Origin of the sequence: Pedobacter sp. P26, assembly GCF_050632135.1 — a bacterium.
GTDB lineage: Bacteria > Bacteroidota > Bacteroidia > Sphingobacteriales > Sphingobacteriaceae > Pedobacter.
This window is the reverse complement of sequence record NZ_CP192574.1, coordinates 3,482,606-3,495,114: the sequence shown is the minus strand read 5'-3', so window position 1 is coordinate 3,495,114 and position 12,509 is coordinate 3,482,606. Positions and strand designations below refer to the sequence as shown.

The following is a 12,509-nucleotide window of genomic DNA, read 5'->3' as shown; positions in this document are numbered from 1 at the left end:
ACGATAAGCTGTAACCTTTTGAGAGGCTATGCATCTAACCTTTAATTATGATAATCTTTAGGCTAATAGGCGAGAGTTTCCGTTTTGCATTTGATGCATTACGCCAGAATAAATTGCGCACTATGTTATCGCTTCTGGCAATAACAATTGGTATTTTTACCATTATTGCAGTATTTTCTGCAGTAGATACCTTTCGTGGTAAATTGCAGGCCAGTGTAGATAAGCTGGGTTCTAACACCATTTACATTCAAAAATGGCCATGGAGTTTTGGGGATAATTACCCATGGTGGAAATATATGAACCGTCCTCAGCCTTCATTACGCGATTTTGAAGCCCTAAGAGAGCGAATTGAAAATGCTCAGGGCGTTACCTTCGAAATATCGACCAGCGATAGGACCATTAAATACAGAAGCAGTTCTGTTGAAGGGATTTCGGTATGGGCGGCATCGCATGATTTCAATAAAACCTGGAATTTCGAGCTTCAGGATGGCCGGTATTTTACTGAAAATGAAAGTAAAAACGGATCTCCGGTTTGTATTTTAGGTTCTGATATTGCCGATGGACTTTTTGATGGAGATGCGGCAGTAGGTAAACAGGTTCAGATTTTAGGAAGAAGATTAACGGTTATTGGTGTTTTTAAAAAGGAAGGAGAAGATATGTTGGGTACTTCTCTCGATAAAAACGTCAATATTCCCATTGCTTTTGCAAAAGGTGTTTTAGATATACAGAGTGAACGTTATGGTCCACAAATTACCGTTCGTGGTAAGGACAATGTGAGCCTGGAAGAAGTTGAAAGTGAATTGAAAGGTTTAATGCGCTCCATCCATAGGATTAAACCAGGCCAGGAAGAAGATTTTGCGTTAAATAAAACCACCATTATTTCTAATCAGTTAGATTCGATGTTTAAAATGGTGAATATTGCCGGTTGGGTAATTGGTGGGTTTTCGATTTTGGTTGGTGGTTTTAGTATCGCCAATATCATGTTTGTATCGGTTAAGGAACGTACTAATATTATCGGTATCCAGAAATCGTTGGGCGCGAAAAACTATTTTATCCTGCTTCAGTTTATTTTTGAGTCCATCTCGCTATGTATTTTAGGTGGTTTGCTGGGTTTATTACTGGTCTTTCTGCTCGCTTTGGGGATTGGAGCAGCGACAGACTTCCATATTATATTAGGCTTGAATAATATTGCTTTAGGTATCGGTATATCAATTATTATTGGCACTATCTCTGGCTTTTGGCCTGCATATTCAGCATCAAGGCTAGATCCGGTAGAGGCAATTAGAAGTTAATTTAGTTGGCAGTTTTTAGTTCGCAATTTGCAGTTACTCGCCTTATCGTAGTGAATAAACCTTATTGAAGTGGAAGCCTGCAGTATAGCGAGGACTTACAACGGAAAGAAGGATTGGACTCTCCGATGAAATGCTTGCTTTCATTTCCGAATCAGGAACACTATTCTAGTGGTCAGTGAGGCAATGGCTGGAAGGAAAATTAATAGGGTAACAAGCATCTGAGTTCTTTTATTTCTGGAGATAGATCTCTCCACTACGCTGTGCTCCGGTCGAGATGACGGCCTGGAGGTGGCAATGCAGTCAAGAATGATGATTATACTATAGAAATTCGGCTGAAGATCGTTTTTAGTTGCAATGCCCATGGTTCATAAACCTTATTGTAGTGGATAGCCCGCAAAGCCGGTTTTTCACCGGGTGCGGACTATTAACGGAAAGAAGGACTGAAGCCTCCGATGAAATGCTTGCTTTCATTTCCGAATCAGGAACACTATTCTATTAGTCGGTGAGACAACAGCTAGAAGGAAGGTTAGTGTGGTATCAAACGTCTGATTTCTTTTATTTCCAGATAAAAATTTCTTCACTACGCTGTGCTCCGGTTGAGATGACGGCCTGGAGATGGGAATGTAGTAAGACGATGATTATACTATATAAAACCCCTCGTTAAATTTAATTAATGAGGGGATTTCTGCTTACATGACTGTTAACTGAAAACAGCCAATTGTAAAAGACTAGGCTAATTTACCCAGAGCTTCTTTAATTCTTCTCAACGCTTCAACTAAACTTTCGTCAGATGCTGCATAAGATAAACGGATGTAGTTATTGTTTCCAAACGAATCACCACCAACGGTTGCTACGTGACCAACGTTTAACAGGTATAAAGCGAGATCTGACGAATCTTTAATTACGTTTCCTTCAGCATCTTTTTTGCCAAAGAAAGAACTGATTTCAGGGAAAAAGTAAAATGCACCATCAGGAAGATTCGTTTTTACACCTGGAATTTCATTTAACAGATTATAAACCAGTTCTCGACGGCGTAAAAATGCTTCTTTCATTTCTAGAACACTTGCTAAACCTTGCTCGTAAGCAACAATTCCGGCTCTTTGTGCAATAGAGCATGTTCCTGAAGTAGTTTGTCCCTGTAATTTATCGTTAGCGGCTGCAATTTCTTTATTTGCTGCAATGTAACCTAATCTCCAGCCTGTCATGGCAAAAGCTTTAGAGAAACCGTTAACAATGATTACGCGGTCCTTAACGCTGCTGAATTGAGCAATAGATTCATGTTTATCAACAAAGTTGATGTGTTCATAAATCTCATCAGATAAGATATAGATATTTGGATGTTTTTCGAAAACGGCAACCAGGGCTGCTAATTCTTCTTTACTGTAAACCGAACCTGTTGGGTTACATGGCGAAGAAAACATGAATAATTTCGATTTAGGTGTAATAGCTGCTTCTAATTGTGCAGGAGTAATTTTGAAATCACTTTCGATATCCGTGTCAATAAAAACAGATTTTCCTTCTGCAAGGGTTACCATTTCTGAATAAGAAACCCAGTAAGGTGTTGGGATAATGACTTCATCGTCCGGATCGATCAAGGTTAAAATAACATTTGATAAAGATTGTTTTGCACCTGTTGAAACAACAATCTGCGAAATATCATAGTCCAGGTTGTTTTCTGTCTTTAGCTTATTTACAATCGCCTGGCGCAGATCTGGATAACCCGGTACAGGTGAATAACGTGTATAATTTTCATCTAATGCCTTTTTAGCAGCATTTTTGACGTGATCGGGTGTATTAAAATCGGGTTCACCAACGCTTAAACTAATGATGTTAATGCCCTTAGACGCTAATTCGCGGCCAAGTTTGGTCATTTTAAGGGTTGCAGATTCGGATAGACTGTTGATTCTTTTAGATAAGGTGCTCATGGTTAATTACTTTGAGCGCAAATATATAAACCAAATATTATTCTGCACTAAAAAAGGCATAGTTTTTCTCATTTAATTTATTCGATAAGCGTATTTTTGAAAAAAATATTCCTGTGTCGGTAAAAAAGAAAGCGATAATAATTTCCTTGGTGGTGAGTGTGGTGTTGATGCTGGCTAAGTTTGTTGCGTATTTTATTACAGGTTCGAACGCCATATTAACAGATGCAGCGGAGAGTATTGTAAACGTAATAGCAGGTAGTTTTGCTTTTTACAGCATCTACCTGAGTACACAGCCCCGAGATGAAAATCATCCTTATGGACATGGAAAAGTTGAATTTTTCTCTGCCTTTGTGGAAGGAATATTGATTTTGATTGCGGGCGTGGTGATTATTTTCAAATCATCGTACAACCTTATTTATCCTCATGTAGTGGGCGAGTTGTTAACCGGAACACTAATTATTGGTATTACGGGCTTGATTAACCTAATAGTTGGACAATACCTGATTAATGTTGGCAAAGATGAGCATTCGGTTACCTTGCAAGCTGATGGCAAACATTTATTAACGGATACTTATACCAGTGGAGCGATTGTGATTGGATTAATCTTAATTCAGTTGACAAGTATTATTTGGCTAGATAGCTTACTCTCCTTTATAGTAGGTTTTTACATTGTTTATTCTGGTTATAAACTCACCCGGGGTTCGGTAGGTGGTTTAATGGATGAAAGCGATTTTACGCTGGTTGAAGAGGTGGTTGAAGTGTTGCAGAAGAACAGGCATAATCCCTGGATTGATGTACATAATCTACGTACTCAGCAATATGGTCCTGAATTTCACATTGATTGCCACGTAACGTTGCCTTATTATTTTGACTTAAATAAGGTTCACCGCGAAATATCGCAGATTGATGAATTGATCAATAAAAATGGCGTTCGTAAAGCAGAACTCTTTATTCATGCAGATCCATGTTTGCCCGAATGCTGTCATTATTGCCACATGAGCGAATGTCCGGTGAGGGCAGAGGCCTTTAAAAAAGAAATTGTGTGGACACCTGAAATAGTAATCAAAAATAAAAAGCATTTCGAAAATGAGCTACTTTAATGTAAGGGTTTATGGATTGTTAATTAACCAGGACAATGAGATTTTGGTAAGTGATGAGGAGGAATACGGTTTTCGTTTCAGTAAGTTTCCGGGTGGTGGATTAGAATTTGGCGAAGGCTTAATTGATGGATTAAAACGTGAGTTTATGGAAGAGTGCAATGCGGAAATTGAAGTATTATCTCATTTTTATACTACAGATTTTTTTGAAAAATCTTCATTTAATGATAGCCAGGTAATTAGCGTATATTATGTCGTTAAGGAAAAAGCTCCATTGCAGTTGGCCTTTAAAGATACCATTTACGATTTTGATGGAGATGGTGAAATTCTTCAGGCTTTCAGATGGGTGAAAATAGATGATTTAAGTATTGAAGATATCACCTTTAAAACCGATAAAACTGTAGCTCAGCTTTTAAAAAATCAATATTCAGCTAAATTATAATTATGATATCCGATAAGTCTCAAGCCTTAGCTTCTTCCTCCCCATTAAATTTAACTGAACGTGATAAAAAAGTAATCTGGCACCCCTATACCCAAATGAAGAATGCGCTACCGCACATCCCGATTGTGAGGGGTGAGGGTGTCTATGTTTTTGATGAAAATGGAAAAAGGTATATCGATGCGATTTCATCCTGGTGGGTGAATATTCATGGCCATTCACACCCTCATATCGCAAAAAAAGTAGCCGATCAGCTCAATGTACTGGAACATGTAATTTTTGCAGGCTTTACGCACGAACCCGCTGTATTGTTGGCAGAAAGGTTGTTGCCTATCTTACCGGGCAAACAAGATAAAGTTTTTTATACCGATAACGGATCAACAGCGGTAGAAGTGGCTTTAAAAATGTGCCTGCAGTACTGGGACAATAAGGGCACACCAAAAACGAAGATTTTAGCCTTTAAAAATGCCTATCACGGCGATACTTTTGGCGCTATGTCAGTAAGTGGGCGCAGTATTTTTACAGATGCCTTTAATAGTTTATTATTCGATGTTGAGTTTATCGATCTGCCCGAAGAGGGCAATATCTCATACCTCACCTCTCACATTTCAAATCTTACAGATACCGCTTGTTTTATCTTCGAACCACTCATTCTAGGATCGGGTGGCATGCTGATGTACGAAGCGAAATACCTTGATGAACTGGTTGCTGCCTGTAAAAAAGCAGGTATCTTAATTATTGCTGATGAGGTAATGACGGGGTTTGGCCGGACAGGCACCTACTTCGCCTGCGAGAAATTAACTAATAAGCCTGATATTATTTGTTTAAGCAAAGGCTTAACCGGTGGAACAATGCCATTAGGGGTAACCACCTGTACGAATGAGATTTTTGAAGCCTTTTTAAGCGATGATAAATTAAAAACGCTTTACCACGGGCACTCTTTTACCGCGAACCCAATTGCTTGTGTAGCTTCTTTAGCGAGTTTAGATATTTTATTGCGGGAAGAAACACTGATCAATATTAAAAGGGTAGAGGCTAAACATGCCATGTTTTTACAGGAGATTAAAGCGCATCCTAAAGCTAAAGCGGTTAGACAAACCGGTACCATTATCGCTATAGAGTGGGAAACAGGAAATGAAACTTCTTATTTAAGTAATCTGCGTAATTTATTGTATGCCTACTTCTTAGACAAGGGAATTATATTAAGGCCATTGGGCAATATTATCTATATCCTTCCACCGTATATAATCAGTGATGAAGATTTGGATTATATTTATGCAACGATAAAATTAGCACTAGAAGAAATATAGGTAGTTTGTAAGGTCGTAGCGAGACACTACGACTAGTAATTGTCTTTTTAGAATAGTCGTCATTCCCACGCAGGTGGGAATCTTAAAGCAACCTATAAATCAAACTAAAGTATTGTCTGTGGTGTAAGATGTTACCATCTTACACTTCATCAAATCTTTTAAGTATATGATAAGTCAGGTGGTAACACCTGACTTCACTATAAAAATCGACTTTAGAAGAAGTACAGGTGCTTTTAGGTCGTAATGCGACACCACAACCAGTATTAGATTTGAATACATCTCTTCTCATAAAGTGATTTGTATATTAACCGCTCAGGCAAATTTTAGTTTTTTTTTAAAAAAAACTACCCTAAAAGCATCTTGCTCATGTCCATATAAAGGATACTCCATCTTTGACCATCGAGATCAACAAAACCACAGCCATACATCCAACCATCTTTGTAACCAGGCTCGCCATAGAGTGTACCTCCTGCAGCTACCACTTTTTCTGCCAGGATGTCTACTTCTTCCGGACTTTCTGCATCAAAGGAGAATAATACTTCTCCGCCATTTCGTTTATCGGCAATGCTGGTTCCTGCAAAACTCTCGTACAATGCTTCTTCGAAAAGCATGATGGCTAGATTGCTTTCTCCGACTAAAAAGCAGGCAGAATCTTCACGTGCGCCATATTGGAGATTAAGGTTGAAGCCTAAGGCTGTAAAAAATGCTTTCGATTTATTAATGTCTTTTACCGGAAGGTTTATCCAGAGTGATTTTGTCATAACGTTTTATATTTTGTTGTGAGTAAAGATAGGTAACGAATTGTGGGGTTGACCTTGCTAAAAGCGAAAAACTACAGGGGTATTTGAGACAATTTAGGTTATTATGATTAGCTTATTTCTTCTATTCCTTATATGGTTAAAGTATTGCGGCAATGTTGCGCGTTATAAAGCACAATGCTTTATTAGCCTACGTTTTTAAATTTTATAACCTCAGTTCGATTAATACTTATTCACATTGACTAATTTTAAATTCTTGAAACTAGTGCGATCGTCATGCTGAATTCATTTTACAAGTAGAAATAGTGTTTTAAATCGTCTTGTAGCTACTACGTCGTCAGCATCTTTACTGCTAAATAGACCCTGAAATAAATTCAGGGTGACGGCTATGAAAGAAAAATGCCTGTAGTAGATTTTTAAAGGAATATTAATAATCGAACTGTGGTTTATAGGCTTATTGGTTAGTGATTTATTGTGCTAATTCTTACCATGTAAGGCATTTAAAGCCATTTCAGCTCATAATCTTAGGAATTGTACTTAAGCTTTGTACTTTTCGGACAGCCTTTTAAGCGCTACATTACAATAAGAAAGTGTAAGTATATCAATAAGCATTTCATCTGCTAATTCCGTTAGGTCAAAAATTGTCCAGCCTTGTTTGCCCCAGGCTCCTATAGCTTGCCGTATTCTGTTCAGTTCAAAATCACAAAAAACAGACTGATCGATTGCCGATAATTTGAATGTCGCCTGTTTTTTGAAGATTTAGCGTAGCAAAGATTTTCTTATTTACCCGGAATGAAGTTTTTTCGAAATGTAGCAGTTCAATAACTTCATCAAAGATAGGCAGTAAGCTATAAAGGTTAAACTATCCATCGGTTTTATTGCATGAAAGAAATCGAAGAACTATTGAATATTTGCTTCGGCAATTGGCTATTAATTTTAAGAGTTGACACTTTAACAGGTTTTTCATCTGTGTCGTAAAAATAAAGGGTATTGTTATTCAGTTTAAAAGGCAATTCGTTGGGCATACTGAAATGATACCGGGCTTTGAATTTTTTATTTGGACTGTAAAATATAAGCCAGCTATTTCCGTAGTATACCATGGCAGCCTTTATTCGGCTAAATTCTTTAACTACATAAAATAGATTTCTTTGATTTTTATCTGTTATTTTTCCTAGATATGTAGATCTGGTATCACCATTTTCCGTTTTTTGAAATATCTCCTTCCTAATATTCTTTTCAATTAATATTACATTTTGTGCAAAACATAAAGTAGATGAAAGTAACAATAGCAGGATTATTGCAGAATACCTCATTAGCATTGAATCAAGTTTTCTACAATTTGTACAATTTCTGTGGATGTTGCTCTGCGTAATTCAGAATTAAATTTAAAATATAACTATTGGATTGATAAGTGGATAAATCGTTCTTGATCGGCGCCAATCCATCTTCCAGGTAATTTTTGTCGGTAAAATAACCCATTCCATAAAATTTCCCGTTTTCTACTACTAAACAACTAAATTCTTCCTCTTTTCTGCCTTCGTCAACCAAGGCGAAACTGGGTTGCTGATTTTGGATATCGTTTAAAGCTGCATTTAATTTTTTGTTGTAAACGGCCACGGTTTCTATTCCGCTGCAGGCACCAAAACATTGCCCGTTTTCGTGTGCATAACATTTTGTAGCTGTTTTTTGGAGATAACAGAGCTTAGCACAAAGTTGGTATTTATTAATTAACTGGGTTAAAAAGTTATAACCTTCCAATAAACTGTTAAAACTCTGTATGGCATTATTATTCTTTTTATGTTTATCAACGGCTAAACGCAGGTAGCCGTTCTGATCTTCAAAAACGTATAAATCATATTTATGCTCATAACGTTTCATGGCCCGGTTGTTTTCGGGCCAAAGACGCTTAATTTCATTGGCTTCCAAAATTAAGGCCATCAGTTCAGTTCCGCAGATCACGAAGTCGACATGATGTATGGTACGCAAAAAGTCTTGCCTCTGACGGTTCGGGGTGTTCCCCGTAAAATGACTGGTTACGCGTTTTTTAAGGTCTTTGGCCTTACCCACGTAAACAATTTTGCCTTTACTATCTTTGAAATAGTAAACCCCAGGCTGATTGGGCAATCTTAAAATAGAAGCTTTATTTAAATGTGGCGGTAAAACCTGTTCTTTAGAAGTTTTCTTTAACATTTCTGGAATGATCCCTTCCAGATCATTATCCAATAACATATTAAAGAGGATGCTGGTGGCATCGGCATCGCCTGCAGCCCTGTGCCGGTTTTGTATCGGTATCTGGAGGGCCGTACACAATTTACCCAGGCTGTAAGAAGATTTACCGGGAATTAATTTCCTGCTTAATCTTACCGTACATAATTTCCTGCATTGTAAATCGTAGCCCGCAGCGGCTAAATGATGCTTTAAAAAGGAATAATCGAAATTTACGTTATGCGCCACAAAAACCTTGTCATTCAGCAACTGATAGATCTGCAGCGCAACATCAGGAAAAGTTGGCGCATCCTTCAACATGGCATTATCAATGCCGGTTAAAGCCGTAATGTAATCCGGGATCGGTTGTTTTGGATTGATCAGGGTAGTGTAAGATTCAACAATCTGATTGCCATCATGGATATTAATGGCAACTTCGGTAATGCCATTTGCTGAAGCATGACCGCCAGTGGTTTCGATATCTACAACTGCGTATAACATTAAAATAATTTGAAATACAAATCTATGCTAAAATAATTAGTATAAAAATAATTTTGATTATTTCTTTAGCATAAAAAAAGCGGCTACGTATTTAACGTAACCGCGCCTTTATTTTGTATGCAGATATTATTTAAGTTTACTGAGTAATTTGCTTAAATTAGGCTTAATACCAACAGAGATAGGTACAGTATTAAAAGTTCTGTTCTGGATTTTACTAAAACCGTACATATAACTCGCCTCCACAAATAAATTAGCGCCACCAATATTGTATTCAATACCTGCACCACCTTCGGCAATGCCCAATCCATTTGATTTATTATCCTGCGTAACCTGCAAAGTTGATGTATTAACGGCTGCCTGTGGGGTAAGTATAATTCCACCACCAGCACCCGCAAAACCATAAAATGCCCATTTGTTTACAATCTTACGGTAACCTAATGCTACATTTAATAAGTAAGTGGTAGCTCTTCCTTTTTGCAAGGTATAAGTGTATCCTGCATCTGGGGTAATCTGGTTGAAGGTAAAAGCATGTAAACTTACTTTAGGATAAAGGAACAAGCCGCCATCGCCTAGACCCAGGTTTAAACCTAATGATGTTGAAAATTTTGGCTTAAAATAATCTGAGGTTTCACCCATAGGGAATGCAAATCCAATTCCACTCATCGAATAGAGTTTGTCGGGTCTGTTTTGTGCTATTACCCTGGTTGATACCAGGGTAACCAGCAATAAAAGAGGTGTTAGTAGTTTTAATTTCATATCTGATTTTTTTAATTTTCGATTAAAGCATCTACTTTTCTGAGTAAATCTGCTATATTAAAAGGTTTTTCTAAATAATCATCGGGGTGATATTTTTGTGATGTGATGTAATTTTCATCATATCTGGCCGATGCCATAATAATTGGTATATGCGCTGTTTCAGGATTTAACCGTAACTCTTTAAATACGGCACGGCCATCCATGCCATTCAACATGATATCTAGAATAATCAGATCGGGTCTAAAATCTTTTATCGTTTTAAAAATATACCGTGGTGAAAGTAGTGGATAAACTTTATAATGCTCAGTTTCTAATACTTCCTGGAAAACTTCTAATACATCTGGATCATCATCCACAATCAGCACTCTTTTCAAAACAGATTAATCAATTAAATAATAAATAGATTATCCTAATACAAAATTTTGGACGTAATGTTTTGATTATGCATTAAAATGGATGGAAGATGCTGATAATGCGGGATTAAATACTATATAATGGCGTCAGGGCGGGGTTTTTCTTGTTGCAGATTGTTTTTGATAAAATTTTCGAAAAGTTCAGCATAGGATTCTGAAATGTTAATGGATACTTCAGCTGAGAGCAATATTTTATGATTAAGTACACTTTTGATATGCTGTTTTGCAATTACAACAGAAGGAGTAACCTGAATAAATGCGGGATGCTCTTTAAGCATTTTCAAGGTCTTGGTAAAATTAGATTTCGAACTCAAAAAAGCATTTTTTGTAGTTTTAAACTCAATATCATCTCCTATTTCTTCAACAGCAATTAACTCATTCAAATCTATTCTTACCAAGTCACTATTTTCTCCATGTAAAGGAATATAAAAGAAATGGTCGTCTAAAATGGAAAAAGGATGTTTGGCTTTTTTTCCGGTTGGGTAAAGGTTATTTATCGTTTTGGCTAAATGTAAAATAGAGTAGGGCTTAAGCAAATAAGCATCCGCCTCTACCTTGAAGGCATCAATGGCATACCTTGGGTGTGCAGTGGTGAAAACGAGGTATGTTGTTTTTTGCCTTAACAATGTTGCCAGTTCGATTCCGGATAGTGAGGGCATTTCGATATCCATGAAAATAATGTCTACAGGGTTAGATACCGATATCTCTGTCAGTGCCTGGAGCGGTTCGGTGAAAACTTGGATAAGCTTTAAATCAGGAAGCTTTTCCATATATGCCATTAAGCTTTCCAGGGAATGAGGATCGTCATCAATAGCAATACAACTTATTGACATTTCTTATAGGTTTAGTTAATGCAAATTACAATTTCGACAAGTAAAACGAAAAAAAAACACATTTGCAATGAATTTTTATGTATTCGGCAAGGAAAAATAGGTTTTTTTTGAGATTATGTATAATTTAAAATTTTTGTTTAAAGATATTAAAACAATTCCTTATTTAATTTTATAACAGCATTAGCTGAATACTGGTTTAAACCAGCAAAGTTGTTTTAAATTAAGCATTTGCAACAGGCTTTGGCTAAACGCTGGCAAGAATAACAACACAAAAAATTAAAGCAGAAATTTACTAAAAAAAAGATATAATGACTTGTATGATAATATATTGTATTTTGAAACGTAATAATTAATAGATATATTTAATAACCAGAGTAATTATTCTTAATTATCTAAAACAATATCCCCATGAAAAATAGAATCCAAACCATCAACAGATTAAACGTATCTATTACCAAAAAGGTTATTGAACTACAGGAGCAAGGTTACGATTGTGATTTTCTTCTGCTGGCCAATGGTAGTTTGCAATGTATGCAAACTAACTTCAATTATCCGTTGGGCACTGTAGCTATTAAACAGAGAGAACATGGCTACGATTTCTTCAGCCATTCTTACAAAAATGTACATACTATAGAGACAGGTAATGGTGAAAGAGGTGTATTATTGACAGAACAGCTATTTTAATCTGTAGTTTCCTGGTCTTCTAATTTATCCTTAACCTAAAATTTAAATACTATACCTGATCGGAACTATTATAGGCCACGCGAGTAAAACATAGAATGATCATGCTGTTGAGGGCCTGCTTTAATGCCATTTAATTCGTTCCAATATTTCTTCAAGCTAAGCATAAGACGGGTTCAATATAATAAAATATTTAGGGAGACTTGTTTTTGATACAGCCTCATTTAATCAAAGCGTTTAATTCTTGGTTTTGAACTATTGACTCAACGCCTTGAGGTTTTCTTTTAAAATAAATTTGC

General features: G+C 36.7%; 11 protein-coding genes. 5 read left to right on the top strand and 6 right to left on the bottom strand.

The annotated features are described in order from the left end of the window. Positions 1–47: 47 nt before the first annotated feature. A complete protein-coding gene (locus ACQ86H_RS16245; RefSeq protein ID WP_431291738.1) occupies positions 48–1,292 on the top strand; it encodes an ABC transporter permease in 1,245 nt (414 codons plus the stop codon). A 728-nt stretch (positions 1,293–2,020) separates the two neighbouring features. On the opposite strand, the gene ACQ86H_RS16240 is transcribed toward ACQ86H_RS16245, so the two are convergent. Beyond that, complete coding sequence (locus tag ACQ86H_RS16240) at positions 2,021–3,217, bottom strand: pyridoxal phosphate-dependent aminotransferase (RefSeq protein ID WP_210419481.1); 1,197 nt, start codon at positions 3,215–3,217, stop codon at positions 2,021–2,023. Between the two features lie 113 nt (positions 3,218–3,330). Between ACQ86H_RS16240 and ACQ86H_RS16235 the strand changes: the two genes are divergently transcribed. Genes ACQ86H_RS16235 through bioA form a run of 3 tightly spaced genes read left to right on the top strand, consistent with a single transcriptional unit; the run spans position 3,331 to position 6,063 of the window. Further along, positions 3,331–4,317 (top strand): cation diffusion facilitator family transporter, encoded by a 987-nt coding sequence (locus ACQ86H_RS16235; RefSeq protein ID WP_431291737.1) that lies wholly within the window; start codon positions 3,331–3,333, stop codon positions 4,315–4,317. After that, a complete protein-coding gene (locus tag ACQ86H_RS16230) occupies positions 4,304–4,756 on the top strand; it encodes an NUDIX domain-containing protein (protein ID WP_138823877.1) in 453 nt (150 codons plus the stop codon). The genes ACQ86H_RS16235 and ACQ86H_RS16230 overlap by 14 nt, the downstream gene beginning before the upstream one ends. Positions 4,757–4,758: 2 nt before the next feature. After that, positions 4,759–6,063, top strand: coding sequence for an adenosylmethionine--8-amino-7-oxononanoate transaminase (bioA, locus tag ACQ86H_RS16225; RefSeq protein WP_431291736.1), 1,305 nt, complete (start codon positions 4,759–4,761; stop codon positions 6,061–6,063). A gap of 344 nt (positions 6,064–6,407) precedes the next feature. Here the strand turns inward: bioA and ACQ86H_RS16220 are convergent, their stop codons facing one another. The 5 genes from ACQ86H_RS16220 to ACQ86H_RS16200 form a co-directional block, all read right to left on the bottom strand. Continuing rightward, positions 6,408–6,824: a VOC family protein gene (locus ACQ86H_RS16220; RefSeq protein ID WP_431291735.1), complete on the bottom strand. Its 417-nt coding sequence runs from the start codon at positions 6,822–6,824 to the stop codon at positions 6,408–6,410. A gap of 1,329 nt (positions 6,825–8,153) precedes the next feature. After that, on the bottom strand, positions 8,154–9,527 hold the full coding sequence (locus ACQ86H_RS16215) for an exonuclease domain-containing protein (protein WP_431291734.1): 1,374 nt from the start codon (positions 9,525–9,527) through the stop codon (positions 8,154–8,156). Positions 9,528–9,653: 126 nt separating this feature from the next. Next, positions 9,654–10,283 (bottom strand): hypothetical protein, encoded by a 630-nt coding sequence (locus ACQ86H_RS16210; RefSeq protein ID WP_431291733.1) that lies wholly within the window; start codon positions 10,281–10,283, stop codon positions 9,654–9,656. Between the two features lie 11 nt (positions 10,284–10,294). After that, complete coding sequence (locus ACQ86H_RS16205; protein ID WP_246862805.1) at positions 10,295–10,648, bottom strand: response regulator; 354 nt, start codon at positions 10,646–10,648, stop codon at positions 10,295–10,297. Between the two features lie 122 nt (positions 10,649–10,770). Further along, a complete protein-coding gene (locus tag ACQ86H_RS16200; RefSeq protein ID WP_138823893.1) occupies positions 10,771–11,529 on the bottom strand; it encodes a LytR/AlgR family response regulator transcription factor in 759 nt (252 codons plus the stop codon). A 408-nt stretch (positions 11,530–11,937) separates the two neighbouring features. Between ACQ86H_RS16200 and ACQ86H_RS16195 the strand changes: the two genes are divergently transcribed. Continuing rightward, a complete protein-coding gene (locus tag ACQ86H_RS16195) occupies positions 11,938–12,213 on the top strand; it encodes a hypothetical protein (RefSeq protein WP_138823895.1) in 276 nt (91 codons plus the stop codon). The last annotated feature ends 296 nt before the right edge of the window (positions 12,214–12,509 follow it).